The following is a 21,197-nucleotide window of genomic DNA, read 5'->3' on the forward strand; positions in this document are numbered from 1 at the left end:
AGATAATGAGAAGGAAGCGAATAATTCAGTAAATTAGTATCATAGTATGGAGATTTTAATGAATCAGGTACACAGAGAAAATACATTTATTGCCCCTCAAGTCAGTATCGGATGTAGATCAGGTAGTGATTTCGAAGATGTATTATCAATAATCTCCGGAATAGAGACTAAAACATTTGATAAAAACTCCAAAATTCTTAAGACATATTCCTTAAATACAGCACTTGGTCAGATGATTGCTATTAGCGATAATCATGGTCTTTATCTTTTAGAATTCATGGATAGACCTGGTTTAGAACATAAAATTGTAAGACTTCAGATAAGGCTAAAAGCTCATATAATTCCAGGCATCACTGATTCCATCAGATCAGTCGAAGATGAACTCAAAGCTTACTTTAACGGTAAGCTTAGAAAATTTACAACAGCAATTCATCCATTGGGCAGTCCATTCCAAAAATTGGTTTGGAAAAAGCTATGTGATATTCCATATGGGCAGACATGGACATACTCTGAGCAAGCCGCATCTATAGAAAAGCCAACAGCTTGTCGCGCTGTTGCTAATGCAAATGGTGTCAACCAGATTGCAATTGTTATTCCATGCCATCGGGTTATCAATAGCAATGGTAAACTGGGAGGATATACAGGTGGTGTTAGACGTAAAAAGTGGTTAATTGAACATGAAAAAACTTATAGATGATAGGTTGTTGAATCTTAGGTAGTGGTAACAAATCTCTAATGCTGGATGCTTGATTTCATTAACGAAGCTGCGTGGATTTGTTTTGCTAAGTCTGCTATTAAGTATGCAATAAAATCCCATAAATTAGGTTGTTCTAAAGTTGACCTTTGTTCAGCTGGAAGAAAACGTAACATTTCCCCTTTAAATTCTCTAGCTATTTGAGAATTGCTTGTTAATGAATTTCTTCGTTCATTAAATGACTCTAAGAAGTCTTTGAAGGTGCGATTGTGGTCCATAATTTTACTAGGAAGTAATGATAATCTAGGTTTAATTCCTTTTTGATGAAGCCATAATATATCCCACAGGTCACGATATTTTAAACGATTAGGTCTGAAGGCAAAAGCAAGCAGTTTGTCTGCATAAATTTCTTCAAGACTTTGAGCTTGAATGATTAAGCCACTGGTACCCATATCAACCATGTAGGGATTTAATAGGACCATCGGACGTTTTTCATATGAAAGTATCGAACAAATATCTATATTAATACGCTGAGCTGGTAAATGCTTTTGCTCAGGTCTTGTTTCAACTTTTATCTTCCAAGTGTCTACATTTTGTTTATCTTCTTGTGGCTCGCTTACTTGAACTACTAATCCATATTTTTCTTCAAGACTAGAGGCAAGTATTTTTCCCATTGAAGATAAATTATCTCTTGTAAATTCAAAACCACCAGTAAAATCTAAATCCTCGCTTAATCTAATACCTCCATAGCAGCATCTTAGACATGTTCCTCCTATGAAAGTTAAGCTTGTTAGTAAATTCATCTGACTTAAAATTCTTAAGATATCATGATGTAGAAGCTCCTTTTCTACTACTGTTCTAAGTGAAGATAACTGAGGTTGATTTCTTAATGCTTCTGTTACTAGCTGATCAAATAAATTCATTTGCTACATTCCAATCAATTAAATCAAGACTACGATGAGTTCTTTTCATATCTTCTAAAGCTAATTCAATGTTAGCACGCCATAACTTAGCGTTGTTATCATAGTTAAGCTTACTCATTACTTCAATTGGCTTTCTATTGGTATGTATAAACTCTATTGTTCCAAAATGACAGCATGAGATTGTGCTGCTTCTGCCTGAAGACATAATAAAAACCTGATTAATGGGAATTTGTGAAATGATTCCAGCATCGCTTAGGACAGTTTCTAGGCTAATATAGTTAAACTCGTTAGATCGTAATAAACTTGCTACATGAAATAATATAAGTCCGCTACTTTGTGCAATTAGATAACTATAAGCGTATATGTTTCTACAGATCCTTGTTAAACATCCTGATTTTACTGCTCTAGAAAGTAATGTCTTAAAAGCGTTATCGGATAAATTAAGAAATAAAGGTCTTAAATCTTTAGAAGTAAATAAATAGCGTCCTGGATTAGTGTTTTTCATAAGCCAATTGTTTAAATATTTACTTGGTTGCATAATTGAGTTATTCTACAGTAAGTTACATTAAATGTAACCTAATGTACAGGATGATGCAAGTAATATCTTAATTATTTATGCAACAAAGTTAGGCATAGTGACAACTATAAGACGTAAAAGGAACACCTTGTCCTAAAAATGCTCTATAAACACAGTTGGCCTCATACGGCCTAACAGAACTTTTTAAAGAATCAGAAAATATTAGTAAAAAACCATGAAACCTGAATCAAAGAAGCCTTAAGGAAGAAGCTCATACCTTAATGGATTGGCCACAATAAACTTATCTAAGAGGCATTGACACTATTTTTTCGCTTTTCACGAGTTCCGTCACGTTGGGCCATATAGTAACTAAATGTAAATATATTAAAAAATTATTTTTAATTTTATTAATTGAATGTTATTATTTAACTATATGTGTTAGTAATGCGATAAGAAATTGAGTCAAAATCCTTTGAATGAACCAATCTAACTATTAATTAGCCTTAAATCACCAAGGATCATATGCGCGCAAAAATATCACACCATAAAACTAATCTTTCAAGTTTTGCAATTTCTACCAATCAATCCGAACCCCAAAATCAAGAAGCAACACTCGATGTTACAGAGTATTGTGGCTATCCAAACATAATCGTTAACACACAAGGAGATGGAGAAATTGAAGTTACTTATATAGACCGCTTAGTGAAGGTTTCACAAGTCATAATAGATATTAACAGTCAAATTCAAAAAAATGCACTTCAAGGTGGATGTAAAGAAACGAAAGGAGAGGCTCAATTATTGATTCAATCAATCAAGCATTTAAAAATTTTTTCTATTAAAGAAATTATAATAGATGGAAATTTAATAGATGATAAATTAGCAGGCTGTAATGTTACGATTATAGCTCCTAAGTGGATAGTAACAGGCGATTATTCTATTAATCTAAGAGGCCAAGATGCAAAGGAACATACTGACTTCGTCGCATCAAATGGAAAAGATCCTGGTGATCCGGGCAGAGATGGGGAACCTGGGCTAGCAGGAGGAAGTGGTGGTAATTTTTGGGGTATGGGGACAAAATTTATTAACTTAGAGAAGTTAACCATAAATGTTAGTGGCGGTAAAGGTGGTAATGGACAAAAGGGAGGTAATGGCGCTAAAGGTCAAGATAAAGATATACCCCAGACAAAAGATAACATAGAACTACTTGAGTGGGTAAAATATGGGATCCCTCAATTAATAAAAAAAATAGATACATTAAAAAGTACAATTTCCTCTGAGAAACTCGTATCACTCTTAGGTCCAAGTTATGATAGGAAGCTTGCAAATACAATTAAAGCCATTAAGTACGAAAAGGCTAGAATTGTTAAGGCCCTTGCTTTAGAGTCAGAACTACCTAAAACGCTGTATCAAAAAAAATTTAATAGTTTTTACAATGCAATAACAAAACCTTCTTTTTCTCATTTTTCCTCCCAATCAAACAAAGCAACAGATCTGTATTCTACATTTGAACATCTTTCATTTCTTGTAATACCAGATATATGTTCAGGGGGAAATGCAAGTAAAGGAGGTAAAGGTGGGATTGGGGGAAAATCAGGTACATGCGATATAATACTTCTAGGCCAAGAAACTTTGAACTGTAAAGTAATAAATGAAAGTGGAAAAAACGGTAGTGATGCTGATCATGGTATAGCGGGCCCACCAGGTACCATAACTATCAACGGAGATGATATAACTTGTCCCTATTATCCTATCAATCTTGAAGGTGCAATACCAGCAGAAAAAAATTATATAAACCAAGAAAAGCCTTCAGATATTAAAGCTCCAAACTCTATAATTAGCTTACTAGATTATCATATTTTTGCCCAACATGCCGTAAATCACAGTTTATTTAATTCTTGTTGCCAAAAATTTACAAACATTTCAACGGAGAAAAGAGAACTCATTAGTTACTTCTTAAGTAATATTAACCATCTTGATGCTCTTATTGAAGATATAAGCATAGAAATAAATGTAGAAAAATTTTTTGAAAGGGACATAGAAAAATTTTTAGCAAAAGCTGAAAAAAGTACTAATGATCTAGAACAAAAATACCTTAATTCAATATATCATCAAAACATTGATAAAGAAATTAAACAGAAAGAAATAGAGATTCAGGAAGGGCGAGTATCTATTATTAAATTGACAAAAAATATTGATTCTATTGTAAATATATTGGACGAAATACCATACCTGGAACAAATAGATAGAGATATGGCAGATGCTATGGATAATATAATAAATTTGTTATTAACAAAACAAAAGCTTGAGAAAGAGAGTATTAAAAATGCAGTACTAAGAACTATACAAATTACTGCACAAATCACTGGTCTTATAGTGGGTATTTGGTTTCCACCTTCTGTACCAATCTTTTGTCTAATTAGTAACTGCACTGAGTTAATCAAAAAACCAACTTTTAGTACTGGAGAAATAATAAATTCGTTCGAGACTTTGGCAAAGCAATATTCTGAACAAAAACACTTGCATGCAGAGAAAAAAAATGAAGAATCAGAATTTGACTCTCTTGTTAATTCATGTAAAACAATATTTAACAGCTATAAAGACAAAGAAAATATAAAACCAAAAGAAATTATTCACAATTTAAACGAGTTATTAAAGCGCTTAGCAGAAAATAGAGAAAATATAATTAAGTATTTCAAAAGATATTTAAGAGAGACAATTAACGAGATAAAAGTTGAAATTAAAAATTCGGCTAATAAATCTAGTGTTGCATTAGAACTGGGTAAATTGGAAGTTACAAGCCACCTTATTAATATTCTAAAAGAAATTGAAGTTAACATAAAAAGATCTGATTATCAAAGTAAATTTAAGGATGCAATAAAACATATAGGGAGTATACATTCTACTGTAACGAAAATATGCGAAGAGTTGAAAAAACATCTTAAGGATCAGAAAGACTTGAGAGAAAAAGATACAGATGCTAATAAGAGAGTATATATGTTAACTGACGATATATCACTTCAAGATAAAATAGTTGAATGGCATACATTACTATTACAAAATAAAACCTTAGAAATGCACCAAAAAATACATTCTATACTGGAATGTTGGTCATTTCCTTTTATGAAAGAAATTTTAGAAAATTTTAACTCACATACAGACTACATAGAAAATACCAAATCTTTAATCGCAGCAGCAAGAAACAGTATCGATAAAATAGTTCCGAATTATACATATGACGCTTCCTATGTTATTACCTATGAAGACGATCAAGACTCAAATAAGCTAAGGAATTTATTGGAAGGAGCATTAATACATTTGGAGACTAAAATCCCAAAAGACGAATACCGCTACATAATTAAGTGTAGAAAAATAAACATTCAAATTGAAAATTCTTCAAATAAATATTTTCAACGATATCTGAATGAAGGAGAAATAACATTATCCCATAAAGGCGTATCAAATTATAAGCACACAGACCAAAACATATACCGAGTCAAACATAATCCATTTAAATTAAAATTTAAGCTAAGTTCTAAAGTCTCATACGGAGAAGAATTTGACGGATTTGCTAAGGAAAATTATCAAATTCTTAGCCACACATTTAAGCGTATGCTTGAATGTTCTTTAGAGGAAAATGCAATATTTAGTCCATATGCTGAATGGGAAATTCAGGTTAAATGGGAAAAACCAAAAATAAGCAAGATATCTTCTGCCATTAGTAGTAAACCTGAATGGACCAGATTTGTACGAGAATTATCCAAAACCACTATAAAGTTCAGAAGCGAGGTTAAGTATATTGAAAGAGAAGAAGTAAATATATCCTCCTTAAACTTAGATGATTATACGATCCTTGAAAGAGTTGCTGATACAACTTACTATGGTCAAGAATCCCAAAAGGATAATCAGACAATCTCAATATTATGTAGTTTGACATACATAATAGGTGATATCTTTAGCAATAGTGGGGGGGGATCTACAGGTCTGGATAAGCTATCTCATCCAGAGAAGGAGAGAAGTTTAGAGTCTATAGTTAACCGCTTTAATCGAGGAGAGTCACCAGTAATATGTATTTATAATGTCAATAATTTACATTGGGTTGTTATTGCCCTAGTAATAGATGATAAAAGTGACAGGGTAGCTTTATATAAAGACTCATATGGGAAAGACAATAAGGATTTACAATCAGAATTACTAGATCTTGGAATAGCTCGGTTTATATATTCAACAACAAACGAACAAAAAGACAATAAATCAGTTTGCGATGTTTTTGCTCTTAAGAATGCAGAAATAATTACTCAAAAGCTCCAAGATACCGGAGAAAAATATAAGTTTATTAATGATTTTAGCAATTACAGCGAATTTTACAATTTGGATCAAATAGGAGGTCTTAAAGAGAAAAGACTCATTGAGAAGTATATAATCGATAAGTACAGAGAAATTAAAATAGAAAAAATCTTAGAGAAATTAAAATTATTATGTAAAACGCTTGAAGAATCTACTGGATGTAGAGTTAAACTTATCAAACAAGGTGAGGAGATTAATATGCATGAGTATGAAAATCTAATAGCGCTTGAAACAATAATAGAAAATTTAAATACAGATCGGTTTAATTATGCTTATGGTTACACAGTAAACTATAAAATATACGTAACTAAGGATTTAACATCAAAAACCGATGAAATAAAAGAAAATTTCGTTGATATCTTCAAAGTAGATCCTAATCAAATTCAACTGGAGGGTGATGCAAATATTCCTTTTGTCCCGCTACCTGAACCTATAAAAATTGAAGGAACTCCATATATACTACCTGAGGAATATCCAGAAGCTTTATCAGAAATAAGAGAGATGCAGACAACATCTAAACAGCCATTTTGTATATTTAAGTGTAAAGGAAATTTGGAGGATACCCAAATTATTGTAGTAGGTTTACCAGAGCTAAGAAAATCGTTGCATATTAAAGATAAATCTAAGATAAAACGTTTTGAAGAAATATATTCTGACCTTTTTTTCGAAGATATGCAGCAATGGATTAATGAGTGTAAAGAACTTGATATCAAAGATGAAAATGGCCAAACTTTCTTGCACCACGCCGTCTTGAACAATTGTGTGAAGGCAGTAAGTCTACTGTCTCAGCAGAAGACAATCATCAATGCTCAAGATAACAATGGCTTTACCCCTTTACACCTAGCCATACAAAATGATTATTTAAGTACTATAGATCTTCTTATTCCTCTTGCGGATCTTAGATATTCGGATCGTGACGGATGGACCGCGCTTCATTGGGCCGCGTGGAGTGACAATATTGAAGCAATGCAACTTATAACAAAAGCAATAGATAATGGTACGATATATATAGATATAGATGCTATAGATAATGATAGAAATACTCCTTTACATTTAGCTACATATAATGGTCATAAAGAAGTAATAAAATTGCTGATAGAAAAAAAGGCAAATCCTAATGTTCAAAATAGTCAGGGAAGTACTCCTTTACACTTAAGTGCGCTATGGGGATATGATGAGGTAGTGGAAATCCTTCTTGATAAAGAAGCTAAACTTGAGATTAAAGATAATAAAGGTAATACTCCTTTAAACCACGCTGCATACAATGGTCATATAGAAACCGTGAAAATTTTATTCAACAAGGGGGCTAACCTTAATGTTAGAAGTCATTATGGCTGGACTTCTTTGCACTATGCTGTGAGAAATGGCCATACAGAAACTGTGAAATTTTTACTAGACAAGGGAGCTAGCCTCGAAAATGCAGATGAATATGGTTGGACTCCCTTAACCTGTGCTACACACTATGGTCACCTTAATATTGTAAAGGAACTACTAAACTATAAAGCTAACATTGAGGCTATCACTAAGGATGGCTATACCCCTATTCTTATGGCTGCGCGAGAGGGGCGTCTTGATATTATAAAAGAACTGCTAAATAATAAGGCTAATATTGAGGTCGCAAATAAGGATGGCATGACCTCCTTATTTGAAGCGGTATGTAATGGTCACTTTCAGATAGCACAACTTCTTCTTGATAAAGGAGCTGATCTTGAAGTTAAAGATAATAAGGAGGGGAGAACTCTTTTGCACTACGCCGTAGAGAATGATCATATAGGAGCTGTAGAGTTTCTTCTATACAAAAGAATTAACATTGAAGCCACAACAAGAGAGGGCAATACCCCATTGCATTTAGCCGCAAGAAATGGCTATACAGAAATTGTGAAGCTTTTAGTAAGCAAAGGAGCTAACCTTGAGGTCAAAAGTCATTATGGTTGGACTCCTATACACTATGCTGCGAGAAACGGCTATACAGAAACTGTAAAATTTTTACTAGATAAGGAAGTTAGTTTTGAAGATGCAGACGAATATGGCTGGACTCCTTTGCTCTGGGCTACACACTATGGTCACCTTTATGTTGTAAAGGAACTACTAAATTACAAAGCTAAAACCGATGCTGTAACTCAAAATGTCTGGCCTCCTTTACTTGTAGCTGCATTGCGTGGACATTTTGACATTGTAAAGGAACTACTAAACTATAAAGCTAACATCGAAGCTACAACTGAGGATGGCTACACCCCTATTCTTGCAGCTGTACAAGGAGGCCATCTTGATATTGTAAAGGAACTACTAAACTATAAAGCTAACATCGAAGCTACAACTGAGGATGGCTACACCCCTATTCTTATGGCTGCACGAGGGGGACACCTTGATATTGTAAAAGAACTGCTAAATAATAAGGCTAATATTGAGGCCGCAAATAAGGATGGCATGACTCCCTTATTTGAAGCGGTATGTAATGGTCACTGTCAGATAGCACAACTTCTTCTTGATAAAGGAGCTAACTTTGAGGCTACAACACAAACTGGTGATACTCCCTTACACTGTGCTGCAAAAAATGGCCATACAAAAACCGTAGAGAGTTTGCTATACAAGGCAACTAAACTTGAAGCTATAAATCCATTTTTATATGTTACATGTAAGGACCTCAGTGGTATAGAAGAGCTATTAAACTATAAACCTAATATTATTGAGGTTAGAAATAAGAATGGCGATACCTCTCTGCATATCGCTGCACAAGAAGGCCATCTTGATATTGTAAAGAAATTACTAGACTATAAGGCTAACATCGAGGCTACAAATAAGGGTGGTTGGACTCCTTTGCTTAAAGCTGCACAAAGAGGTCATTGTCAAGTGGTACAACTTCTTCTTAATGAAGGAGCTAATATTGAGGCTGCAACACAAGCTGGTGATACTCCCTTACACTATGCTGCAGAAAATGGCCATACAAAAACTGTAGAGTGTTTGCTAGACAAAAAAGCTTACCTTGAGACTACAACACAAATGGGTAATACACCATTGCATTTAGCTGCAGGAAATGGCCATGCAGCAACCGTGAAGCTTCTACTAGACAAAGGCGCCAACATTGAGGCTATAAATAATAGTGGTTACACTCCTCTTTTTGTGGCTAGGTACCATGAGTACCAAGATGTTGTGGAGGAACTACTAAACTATAAGGCTAACATCGAGGCTGTAAGTAATATTGGCTATAATACCATAAAGCTAGCGGGTGATCGTGGGCAGCAGATACTAAAAAATTTCAAACAAAAAGATACTCATATAGCAAGCTCAGACACAGAAGCCATAGGTAAGCTAAGTACAAGTTACGGAATGCAAGAATTATTAGGATCAGTAGATGATGAAATGACCTCAACGGCACTAGTTATGGGCAATATAGCAGAACCTAGTAATCCTATGGAGCCTCCTTCTCCTTGATACAGGCATGCTTCCAATGTCATGGGCACATATCAATATGCTTGGAGAGTATGATTTTTCGGAAGAAAAAATGAGAGATTCATGCGAAATTTTACCTACCAAAGCTATTGCATGAGGCCTAATTTTAGCAATAAAAATAAACCTTTGGATCATAATCAGATATGAATAGCTATGAAGCAAAAGTTTAATCAAAATATATCAATTATATTAAATTTTCAAAATTCTACTGCGCGTTCCATACCTTTGAGCCGCTGAAGCCAAGGTTGTATCAAGCAAGTACCATATTTAAGACTTTGATAAATACAAAGCCAAGAGATATTTTATTCCAAAAAGTGCTAAGTACCGTGAATTAAGATATTTTTAAAGCTTAGAGGTCTAAGGTCCAGGGGAATGTATTGGGTACGCAAAATAATTATGCACAAATAACGCAATTTATTTCTGCGCGTTACAGCAATCGACTTTTGAAAATGACATTTTGATTGAAGATAAAAAGTATAAAAAAGGAACGTTTGTTATACATAAAATTGATAAAGAGAATATTTTTACATCTTCGGGAAATATTATTAGGTTTTAGTTGTTATTTTATATGTTGGTTAAAGAACCTAAGTAATGCACAATGTATTTAGAAAGATTTTAATATGTTTTACATATGCAACCAACTTTTGAAACTGAAACAACATCTCAAGAAAACAACAGTGGTCAAATGGACGTGCCATATAATATGGATATACATGCTTCTGCAAAAGCAGGAGATATTGAAACACTGAAACTTATAGTAAACCAGGGAATTAATATAGATCTGCAGGACAAAGATGGTAATACCCCTCTTTGTATAGCTTCACAAAATGGTCATAAAGGGGTAGTAGAGTATCTTTTAAGTAAAGATGCAAAGACAGATCTTGTGACCATAGATGGCGATACTGCTTTACATCTGGCTGCAGAAAAGGGCCACCACGAAGTAGTGAAGTATCTTTTGGACAATCGAGCAGATATTGAAGCTGCACAAGAAGGCGTAACGCCTTTACATCGAGCTGCAGCAGGTGGTCATTATGAAGTAGTAAAATATTTCTTGAAGAAAGGAGCAAATATTGAAGCTAAAACTGGTAATGAGACAACTCCTTTACTTTGGGCTGCTGAAAATGGTCATTCTGAAGTAGTAAGGCTTCTGCTAGATAACGGAGCAGAAATTGAGGTTAAAAATTGTGAAGGATATACTCCTTTACTTTGGGCTATGGAAAGAGATGACTCTGAAACCTTAAAGCTTCTATTGGAAAAGGGAGCAAATGTAGATGCTACAAACGAGAGCGGTAATACTCTGTTGTTTTTAGCCATAGAAGAACAAGGCAGTGCTAGGTTGGTAAAGTTGCTACTAGATAACGGAGCAAACATGGATGTTACGGATAAGGATGGCAATACCCCTTTACACTTAGCTGTAGTAGGTGCTGATCATGAAATAGTTGAGCTACTTTTGGATAAAGGGGCAGACACTGAAGCTTTAGATTGTGAGGGTCGTACTCCCTTAGTTCGTGCTCTAGATTGGAATCCGTGCTTAGGGGTAATAAAGCTTCTATTGGATAACGGAGCAAGTATTGATAATGATAGCGCAACTCTCCTGTATTTGGCTACATTGAGCGACAACTATGAAGTAGCAGAGCTTTTGCTGGATCGTGGTGCTGATATTAACGCTATGGAAGACGGTGAATCTGCATTACATATGGCTGTTAAAAGTGGTTATCATAAAGCAGCAAGGTTTTTATTGGACAAGGGGGCAAATGTTGATGCTATAGATAGCTGTGATAAAACACCTTTGCTTTGGGCTGTAGACAGGAATGATGCAGAAATGGTGAAGCTTCTATTGCATGCGGGGGCAAATACCGAAGTTACGCTTCGTGATAGCGATACTCTTTTACATTGGGCTATAAAAAAAGACGATACGGAAGTGGTAAAAATCCTTCTGGATAAAGGAGTAAACCTTGATGCTAGAGATAATTATGGTAAAACTCCAATGCATATGGCTGCTCAAATGGGAGGGATAGAGATAATGGAGCTATTGCTAGAAAAGGGGGCGAGGGGTGATGCGAGAGATAATCGAGGTGAGATGCCAATTCATTATGCTGCTGGGATGGGGTATGAAAAAGTAGTAAGAATACTTTTGGATAATGGAGTAAAAGTTGATGATACCGCATCAAATAGCAAAGCAGCTTTGTATATCGCTGCCCGAAATGGACATCTTGAAGTGGTAGAGCTTCTTTTAAATCGAGGAGCAGCAATTGATGCATCCACGATGAGTGGTAAGACTGCTTTGCACGTTGCTGTACAAAATGGTCACTTTGGAGTGATAGAATTTCTTTTAAATCAAGGAGCAAAAATTGATGCTTCAACAGAAGATGGCTTTACTTCTTTGCATATTGCAGCACAAAAAGGGTACATTAAAGTAGTCAAGTTTCTATTGAACTATAAGGCAAATGTTGATGTTAAAACAATAAATAATCACACCCCTTTACACCTTGCTTCGGTTCAATGTCACCATGAAGTAGTAAAATGTCTTTTGGATAATAAGGCAAAAGTTGACTCCATAGATAATTATGGCAACACTTCTTTGATCTTAGCTGCACGCGGTAGTAATGATGGTGAAATGTGTAAGACAATGCGTTATTTGTTAAAAGCTAAAGCAGATGTTAATACGCAAAACCAAGATGGCAGTACTGCTTTGGATTATACTATCCTGGAAGAAAAATCAGCGTCTATTTTAATTCTGTCCAGCGAAGAAGGTGCAATAAATTTGAATGACTTAAACTTATCTAAGCTAAGAAATAATATTAATTCCCTTATCAATGTAGAAAGCTGCAATCCTTTAGAAAAAGCTATGGGATTATTAAACGTGCTAGATGCTTTAACGGAATCAGATAAAGCATTTGCAGGAGAAATAAGAGGAATTATTGGTGCAAAACTAGTGTTAATAATTCAAGAATCTATTACTCCAATAATTCAAGAATCTATTGAAGAAATAAGGCTCGAAGAAGATAATTTACTACAACAAGCAATCCCACCACAAAAAGATATTTTACCTATACTTAAAGAAAATGACAATTTGCTTAAGCTTAAAAGACTGCATGAAAGCTTGGAAAAAAAAGAAAATGTAAAAAGTTTATTGGATAATCTATCACCTGGATGTTTGGACAAATTACAGAAATCTTTTATTTTAGCGAAAGCCCTAGAAAAAAACGTTCTTAAGCTACATTGTAACTCACTGAAAAAAGCTGCAGAAGGTTTTACAGCAAAGCTTAATGAAACTTCCAAATCTGCAATTCAACAATCAAAATTGTTTGATGTTAGTAATGCTGATGGTGCAGTAGAAAATATAACTTCTTTTCTAGGTCTAAAAGATCAAGGGAGCCTGCTCCTTGCATTTAAGTTCACAAAAGCTGAAGATTTAGATAATCACTCTTCTAAACGCTCTAGACATAGTGAATTGTGCGGTGAGGCAGTCGAAAATGATGAAGATATTCAAGCTTCTAAACGTCAAAAATTCTTGGACCAATCTGTTAGTGCAGACTCTATCCTTTCATGTGAAGCAGTTTATGCATTAAATGATTCAGGTAATGTAGATCAAGGATCAAGTTTACATCTGTTAGGTAACACGCACGCATCCTCAGGTGCTGTTCTTGATTATGATATCCAAAATTAGATCTGTTTTGCCCTATCTGATGCAGTGATGGTCCTTTAGTATTTAGATCTGCAATATCATACTCAAAAATTTGATTTTACGAGCATATGAACATGAATATCTAAAACCTAACTAAGCACTACTTTGCGATTAATGCTATAATGAAATTTATAATCTTATAATATTTAATTAGTTTATGCTTAAACCTAAACAACAAAAAATGATACAAAATCTTAAATTGCATAATAGAGTAACATCAGACCTAAAAACTAATCATAACCTTTTAATAGGAGCTTTACGCCTCTTATTAGTTCATTCAATTCAGGACCAATCTTATCTTGAAACAGTTAAAGCAATACTTAACTTTTTCCAAGTCAATCTGGAGCAAGAAGGGATTTTGTCGATGGAAGTCAAGAAGTCGATAGCAGAAAATTTAAGAATCTCATTAAGACAAGCTACTGATGAAATTTGTAGTATGATAAATAATAGCCGACCTGTAGGTTTTTCTGTCAGTCTCGAAAAATTTAAACTTTTATTTAAATTTTTAAGCGTTGAATGTGCATACGAATTTTTAGGTATTCAGATTGGAATAGAACCAGAGTATTTTTTAGAGAGAATTTTAATTAACAAAGTTAGTTATAGGAACTATTGTGCTAAAAAATGTAAGGGAATAAATATCAATGATAGCAAATATAATCCTAATACGTTTACAGCTCAAGCCCCATGTTTTACAGATCAATATTTAGCTGATATGTTACATAAACTTCTGATAGGCCAAGCTTTAAGAAATTATGAAATTGAAAGGTTATTTGATATACCTAACTTAGCTTCTAAGCTAAATCCAGACCAAGAGAAACAAATTCAGAAAAGAATTTTGAATGATGCTATGATATATTGGCAATTGGTTGATTCTATAGATGAACTTCAAAAATTTACGAATATAGTAACACGTCATCCTACTTGCATCAAAGATTATCCATTTTTATTAAAAAACAAAATTCTTCTTCTGGATAATCATAATACCGAAGCTGTTTTGAAGAGTTATTTATCTCCGATAAAATTAGAACTTTTAAGAGATTTAATAGTTGATATAAAAAATACTGTTGATAAAATTCCGCCGCAAGAAATTGATCTAAACCTTGTAACGTTAGTCAAAAATATATCAGGAAATTTGGAGCGTTTTTGTTTTGAAAAACATTTCAATGGCATATGCCTAGAATTAAAATCTATATCATTCGAAATGTCGGGCAATGAAACTGTTTCAACTGAAGATGCCATACTAATAGCTTTAACTTTATTCAGAAGCCACGGTGCTGATGACCTAATTTCCTTAAGAAAAAAGCACTTATTAGAAAAGTGTATAAAATTACTAGAGCCTTACTTATTATTAGATTTATTGATAAATCCAGGTGTTTTTTCTCTTCACGCGCCCATAAACCGTATTGCGATTCACCACATGGAAAAAGATAAGTTATTAGACTGGTTTATATTAAATAGACAAGTCCAAAAATCTAATGAAAGAGGAGTATTGAGTGTATACAAAAGTAATACAAATGAAATTTTAGAATCCTTGCCTCAGTCTAGCTTACTTTTTATATTAATGAAAGAAAAGTTTACAGCCTCTCAAGCAATGTTTTATGCTTACAACAATGATATCATTAGGCTCCAAGATTCATTGGACGAAGTTGAAGAATGCCCATCAATAGGTAATACTAGTTTAAACGTTGTTAAGGCAAACTTGGTATCCGCACTACTGGAAAATCAAGAAATTACAACAATAGATCCTGCAGTATGTACTATTGTAGATTCTATAAATTTTGGAGATTCTCAAACCGAAGATCAAAATCAAAAATTTCAGGAAAATTACATCATGTGTTTTATTTATCGAGAACTATCCAATAGAATCTCCCACCAAGATAAGGCTATTAAATATTTCAATAAAGCATTGAAAGATTTGCGAGCAATTAATGCAGCACATTTAGAAAGTCGATTTCGTGAGTTTGAAATAAATGAAACTAATGTGCGAGACAATCAAGCCATGGCTATCTTAGCAATTAAATACGGCCTAGATTATCAAGAATACATGGTGTACATTGAAAAAGTTTCAAGAATTACTAAAAACCAGTCTTTAATTGCAGATATATATAATTTCAAAAGACTTGTTGCTGATATTGAAGAATATAAGAGCCAAATTGATTTTGTTGATCTAGTATCGAAGGTAGCTCAAAATAACTCTATATCGAAGCTGAGCAAATCTTTAAGAGACGAATTTAATAAAGAAATAGCTGAGTCAAAGCTTTTACTACAACAGGAAGAAGCTTTATTATTACCTTTAACAGAATCTGTTGAAGATGTTAATGGCTCAAGTGAAATTGCACAAACACAAGATGCAACACCACAAGTGAGTCAACATAAGATTAAGAATTTTGAATTAATTACAAATAAAGCAACTCCAACCCAATCACAAGCACAAAATGCTTCTTTTGTAAAGATAGATCATGCTGCTATAGCTATTAAAGCTAAATCAAATGAAATTGCATATCATCTCCAACAAATTTTTCAAAAAAGTAAAGAAGCTAAAAAAGCTATATGGCATGAAATTATTCCATCTTGGTCTATAGATGGACAAAAGTATACCTCGACTAGTCCTGAGGTAGTAGGTATTTGGGACAATATTTATGCAATAATATCCCCCCAACTGTTATCAAGTATGTCTAAAAAAATACGTGAACAATGTGAAAATGCCTTTTATAAAGGGTACGCTACGAGATTTAAAGGTTCTAATGGATTTAAGTTAGTCCAAAAACTTGTATGGGAACTTAAATGTAATTTGCTCATAAGATGGGCCGTAAAATCCAAAGATATTGATGTGATAACTAAAGCAGTATTATTAATAGTTGATCATCAGACAGACCATGAAGGCATTGAAAATTTAGTAAAATTAAAACGTACCGGTAAAATAGTAGATACGATTACTTATTCTAATTTATCTCCAACAGACAAAGACGAAAAGTTATCTCAAGCAGATTATGATCTTGGTTATGGTAACGTAGATACAGATGAATCTGTTGAAGATATAGAGTATATACTTAGCGGGTGAAGCTGTTGTGAATTATGGATGATTTGTTTTATAAAAGCTGAAAAGTTGTTGAAATTTGCTTCATCCTATTTGCTCTAATTCCTGGTCTTGTAATCTGAAAATTTTGTCACTTTGCTCAGCAAGTCCAAGATTATGAGTTGCAATTACAAATCCTGTATTAGTTTGTTTAGCAATGTTTTTAATTAGATCAAATACTTCTGTCGCATTTTTGCTTTCTAATAAAATTTCTATTAAGCTTTTGGTGCGCTTGCTATCAAATTCTGGTAAGTTCTGTCCTGTAACGTAGTGTGCATCAATTCCTTTGTGCTTAAGCTCATTAACTAAAGTAGCAGAATAGTCATAATCTCCTGAATGCAATGAGTCAAAAGGAAGGGATATAAAGAAGATTTGCATTAAATTTTTATTAATTACTAGCTTACTTCAATGTAATATTCACCTCCTATAACTTGTAGATGTCCATCTTTAACTTCAAGATGAGCCTCGGGGTGGTTTATAATATCTTTTAGTTCAGAATTACTCTCAGATAAAAAATACATTACGTCTTTACCACAAAGATTTGATAAAGATAGGTCTGCATTATGCTTTATTAATTCAATTAAGCATGGAATGTTACCATTTTCTGGGGCTAATTGAGCCGGAGTATAAAAACCTATAGTATTTTGGTCAACGTTTGCACTAAAATCTTCAATCAATATTTTTAGTATTTCTGGACTACCTTTTGCTGCAACAAAGTTTTGAAAAGCAAGACATATTTTGACTTTAACATTCTAAATCGAATAGAAAAATAGTTATAAAATTATTGCTATTTCAGACGGTATCTTTTTCCCCAATTATCTAAGTTTATGTATAGAATTGTATGGATCTGTAAATTTTTATAATTATATCATAGTATTTTATATTGACATTATATAAAAAAAGTGGCATTATCTGAATAAGATAGATTTTATATTAAATATTATAGTTAAAAATTTTTATGAAAAATAAAGTTGAAAAGACATTAATGCGTACAAAATTAGGTGAAGGAGGTAGGGTGATTATACCTCTAGCCTTTCGCCAGAATTTGCATCTAGCAGTAGGAGATGAGGTGATTTTACAAATGGATAGTAATTCTATAAACATCACTACGCCATATCAAGCTTTACAAAAGCTACAAGCTAAGGTAAGGAATAACTTACAATCAATAAATCAAAATATTTCTTTAGTTGATGAATTAGTATCTATAAGACGTTCCGAAGATGAGTAATAGTGTAGTATTAGATGCATCTGCATTATTAGCTTTGGTGCAAGAGGAAAGGGGAGCTGAAAAGCTTAAACCATTAATTAGAAAGGCAGTTATGTCTACAGTAAATGTAGCTGAGTCTTTAACTGCTTTACAACGTATTAATATTCCTTCCAACGAAGCATCTTTGCTAATTAATGAAATAGTAGCTGACGTTATTCCTTTTGATATGGAACAGGCATTATATGTCGCTGATTTATATCCTCAAGTTAAACATAAGGGATTATCTTTAGGAGATCGAACTTGTATTGCTTTAGGAATGAAGCTAAAAGCTCCAATATATACGGCAGATAATGCTTGGACTGATTTAAATTTAAATGGTGTTGATATTAGGTTGATACGCTAAATCAAATGTCATTAAAATAAAAAATGGCAATAAATACTTATTATGCTCTTTCTATAAAAGAAAGCTATTTTATGTATTAATGTTACTATCAATAGATCAAGGTCTAGTGATAGTCTCTGGATATGCCAAAAATAACTGTCACGCAAATACTTTTTAAGTTTTGATAGGTATTTTATCGTTACGTCCCTAATTTTAAAGATTGAAAACAAGAGTTAGAAAAAGCTGGTTGTGAAGAGATATATGAAGAACAAGTTCTCTCAAAAGTTGCTAGACTTAATTATCGCCATAATGGGTCCACATCTTCAAAACTTTAATTATTTTAAGATCCTCAATAACTTCAAAAACCAATCTATGCTTAATAGTTATCCTTAAAGAATAAAAGCCTTTCAGTTCACCATATAATTTTTTCACAGGAGGTTTGAAGGGATTTTCTTGTATTAATAGCAATAACTTTTTAACTTTGTGGTCTAGGGCAGCTTTTTTTATATTTATATAATCTTTTTGGGATTCTTTGGTCAGAAGGACTTTATACATCTAGGTCTTTTAGTTCTATGCATTCATTCAAATCCTCTTTAGATGCTTTTTTAATTGAGTCTACTAAACCAGGTATAGATTGAAGATATAAGGTCTCTTGCATTGCTTCGTAATCTTCTTTAGTAATAAGCACTACATCATTTCTTTTGCTTTTGACATAGACTGGCTCATGAGATATTGCCACCTCGTCAATTATTTTGTAGAGGTTTGCTCTAGCTTGTGTTGCGGTAAGTAATTTCATAAAATATTCTTTTTATTATAGCGTACAATATTACGTACGTATAGTCAAGCAATTAATCATATAAAATAAAAAAGATCAAAGAGTAAGGTAGCGATAAAAGATAGCTCGAGAAATGTTAAGGGTTTTACAAATATCGTCAATGCTGATTCCGTGGTTTTTGTGCATTTTTTTAGCTGTCAAGACTTTTGGATCTGTACTCGTAGCGGATTGATTTCATAAAGAGGTCGGCCCGCTTTTATCCCCACAAACTGGCTCAGATTTATTGATTCTATAAATTCAGTTGGGCTCGAATTAAATGATCGTGAAAAATTTCCGGCTCAAATTAACTGCTCCTATATTTTAACCCGGCTCAGTTTATTTGATTTTATAATGTAATAAATACATTTAAGCTTCAGTCACTCCAGTTAAATCCTGCTCACTTTGAGATGAATCACTTATTTCGGTATATTGACCTGAAATAATATTAACAAACTTGCTGCAACAGTAATTTATCGATGATCCTAGGGAATCAAAAAAATCTAAGATGGCAGAATTGCAGTCTCTATTTAACCCTAAATCACGTTTTAGTTGATATAATTCTTGTAATTTTTTTCTTTCAAAACTATCTATAGACAACCTGCGATATTGTAAAGGAGCATCTTCATCTTCTATTTCTGATAAACCAAGTAAAATTTGATCTTTAAAATCTTTGGATTGAGGGCTAAGATTCATTGTCCATTTATTTGGAGCACATACGCCATGGGTGCCTCGAATTTCATAACCTTGTAATTTAAGATATGTATGGCAAAATCCGCAAGGCAGTTTGGAAACACCTATATAATAACTGTCTACTAAACCCACTTTTGGAAAATATAAGCTGATATTGTATTCTGCGTGCAAATTCTCTTTATTATCTAATACTACGTAATTCTCTATCCTATATTCATTTAATGTTTTATATAATACTTTATTAACATCTTGTAAAGGCCTTAGAAGCAGTTCCTTAATTTCTATATCTTTAGCTTTGGTAGAATGGGCTAGCTGAGTATATTTTTTAAGAGAATTAATTAAACCATTATATGAGTCTAATATGCTGTTATAAATTTCTTGTAGAGGTTGATTTTCAATATGTTCAAAAAAATTTAGTCTTAAATTAGAACGTGTATCTATAAATAATTTTATCTCTCTTTTAAATTCTTCGTTTTGCTCATGTACTTCTTGATTGATGACAAAATCTTTAAAATCCCTATTCAATAACAAATATAAAGCTAAAGTATTCTCTACTTGGTTAGTCGTTATAGCTTCAAATATTAACTGCAGCTGTATATTTAACAGAGGCTTATTCTGTTTCGTGATTTGGCTATTATAAGAAATATACAATATGTCTTTATACTTAAAAGTAGCGGTACAAGCTGTGGTAATGTGGAAACAACTAGCCAAGGCATCTAAAATCCTGCTGTGATAATTAAATTGATATCGATGGTCACGCTTGGAACAAACTATATAACTCATACTAATTCACTTAAATGTCCTATAATATCAGTTGTATCTTCTCCTAAATCTTCTAATTTATCCAATGTTCCGCTAAGAATATTTCGAACAGTTTGACCTTCAATGTTGTATTCTGCTTTAAACTGAGAATCAAACATTTTCATAGCTATATCTTTAGTAATTTTAACTTCATCGTCTATTCCTTTTAGGAGAATATAATTAGTATATAAATTATCCAGTTGTTTGTAATTGCTTTCATCTATATAGGTATTAAAGAATCGCCTCAAAGTATCTCGAAAAGAGTTATCTAAATCCTGTTGATAACGTACTATATAAATCTCTGCAACTTTTGCATCAAGCACTATCTTATTACGCCCATTATTATCGGTTTCTTTAATATATTTTTGTATTTTAGGTAAAGCCTGATCAAATACCATCTGTAAAGATTTTAGTCTATCCCACATATTTACATCTAATTTTTTAGGAAATTCGAATGTGTCTATAGCTTCTTTTACAGGTAGAAGGGATTCGGGAATAGGAGTGAATTTTATGTCAAAGTAATCTTTAATTTCCTGGTATTTGTCAGCTAGTTCTTTGTATCTGATCATAAATATTACCTTTCAATTGCTTTATAAGTTGATTATATCATA

General features: G+C 33.0%; 15 protein-coding genes. 6 read left to right on the forward strand and 9 right to left on the reverse strand.

The genetic code is table 11. The features are described 5' to 3' along the window. Positions 1-232 precede the first annotated feature (232 nt). Entirely contained in the window at positions 233-697 is a 465-nt protein-coding gene (locus tag phytr_RS06215; protein WP_234352509.1) for a methylated-DNA--[protein]-cysteine S-methyltransferase, read from the forward strand. Positions 698-732: 35 nt separating this feature from the next. Here the strand turns inward: phytr_RS06215 and phytr_RS06220 are convergent, their stop codons facing one another. Then, positions 733-1,617 carry a nucleotidyl transferase AbiEii/AbiGii toxin family protein gene (locus tag phytr_RS06220; RefSeq protein ID WP_106874996.1) on the reverse strand — a complete coding sequence of 295 codons (885 nt, stop codon included), beginning with the start codon at positions 1,615-1,617 and terminating at the stop codon, positions 733-735. After that, positions 1,604-2,155 carry a type IV toxin-antitoxin system AbiEi family antitoxin gene (gene abiEi, locus phytr_RS06225; RefSeq protein WP_106874997.1) on the reverse strand — a complete coding sequence of 184 codons (552 nt, stop codon included), beginning with the start codon at positions 2,153-2,155 and terminating at the stop codon, positions 1,604-1,606. Before abiEi ends, phytr_RS06220 begins: the two co-directional genes overlap by 14 nt. A gap of 501 nt (positions 2,156-2,656) precedes the next feature. Here abiEi and phytr_RS06230 point away from each other — a divergent pair. The 3 genes from phytr_RS06230 (at position 2,657) to phytr_RS06240 (ending at position 16,677) form a co-directional block, all read left to right on the forward strand. Further along, a complete protein-coding gene (locus tag phytr_RS06230) occupies positions 2,657-9,910 on the forward strand; it encodes an ankyrin repeat domain-containing protein (protein WP_106874998.1) in 7,254 nt (2,417 codons plus the stop codon). 649 nt (positions 9,911-10,559) lie between these two features. Further along, a complete protein-coding gene (locus phytr_RS06235) occupies positions 10,560-13,598 on the forward strand; it encodes an ankyrin repeat domain-containing protein (RefSeq protein WP_106874999.1) in 3,039 nt (1,012 codons plus the stop codon). A 175-nt stretch (positions 13,599-13,773) separates the two neighbouring features. Then, entirely contained in the window at positions 13,774-16,677 is a 2,904-nt protein-coding gene (locus phytr_RS06240; protein ID WP_106875000.1) for a hypothetical protein, read from the forward strand. 60 nt (positions 16,678-16,737) lie between these two features. Here the strand turns inward: phytr_RS06240 and phytr_RS06245 are convergent, their stop codons facing one another. Then, positions 16,738-17,070, reverse strand: coding sequence for an ATP-binding cassette domain-containing protein (locus phytr_RS06245; RefSeq protein ID WP_106875001.1), 333 nt, complete (start codon positions 17,068-17,070; stop codon positions 16,738-16,740). A gap of 17 nt (positions 17,071-17,087) precedes the next feature. Further along, positions 17,088-17,369: a hypothetical protein gene (locus tag phytr_RS06250; RefSeq protein ID WP_106875002.1), complete on the reverse strand. Its 282-nt coding sequence runs from the start codon at positions 17,367-17,369 to the stop codon at positions 17,088-17,090. A 281-nt stretch (positions 17,370-17,650) separates the two neighbouring features. Between phytr_RS06250 and phytr_RS06255 the strand changes: the two genes are divergently transcribed. Together phytr_RS06255 and phytr_RS06260 are read left to right on the forward strand one after the other, a co-directional pair. Beyond that, on the forward strand, positions 17,651-17,920 hold the full coding sequence (locus phytr_RS06255; protein WP_106875003.1) for an AbrB/MazE/SpoVT family DNA-binding domain-containing protein: 270 nt from the start codon (positions 17,651-17,653) through the stop codon (positions 17,918-17,920). Then, entirely contained in the window at positions 17,913-18,302 is a 390-nt protein-coding gene (locus phytr_RS06260; protein WP_106875004.1) for a PIN domain-containing protein, read from the forward strand. Before phytr_RS06255 ends, phytr_RS06260 begins: the two co-directional genes overlap by 8 nt. 273 nt (positions 18,303-18,575) lie before the next feature. Here phytr_RS06260 and phytr_RS06265 read toward each other — a convergent pair whose 3' ends face one another. From phytr_RS06265 to phytr_RS06285, 5 genes are all read right to left on the reverse strand, one after another. Further along, positions 18,576-18,836, reverse strand: coding sequence for a Txe/YoeB family addiction module toxin (locus phytr_RS06265; protein WP_106875005.1), 261 nt, complete (start codon positions 18,834-18,836; stop codon positions 18,576-18,578). Then, positions 18,829-19,077, reverse strand: coding sequence for a type II toxin-antitoxin system Phd/YefM family antitoxin (locus phytr_RS06270; RefSeq protein WP_106875006.1), 249 nt, complete (start codon positions 19,075-19,077; stop codon positions 18,829-18,831). The genes phytr_RS06265 and phytr_RS06270 overlap by 8 nt, the downstream gene beginning before the upstream one ends. Positions 19,078-19,152: 75 nt before the next feature. Next, positions 19,153-19,257: a helix-turn-helix domain-containing protein gene (locus tag phytr_RS06555; protein ID WP_410519430.1), complete on the reverse strand. Its 105-nt coding sequence runs from the start codon at positions 19,255-19,257 to the stop codon at positions 19,153-19,155. Between the two features lie 204 nt (positions 19,258-19,461). Next, complete coding sequence (locus phytr_RS06280; RefSeq protein ID WP_106875008.1) at positions 19,462-20,568, reverse strand: hypothetical protein; 1,107 nt, start codon at positions 20,566-20,568, stop codon at positions 19,462-19,464. Next, entirely contained in the window at positions 20,565-21,155 is a 591-nt protein-coding gene (locus phytr_RS06285) for a hypothetical protein (RefSeq protein WP_106875009.1), read from the reverse strand. Before phytr_RS06285 ends, phytr_RS06280 begins: the two co-directional genes overlap by 4 nt. Positions 21,156-21,197 lie beyond the last annotated feature (42 nt).

Origin of the sequence: Candidatus Phycorickettsia trachydisci (assembly GCF_003015145.1) — a bacterium.
Lineage (GTDB): Bacteria > Pseudomonadota > Alphaproteobacteria > Rickettsiales > Rickettsiaceae > Phycorickettsia > Phycorickettsia trachydisci.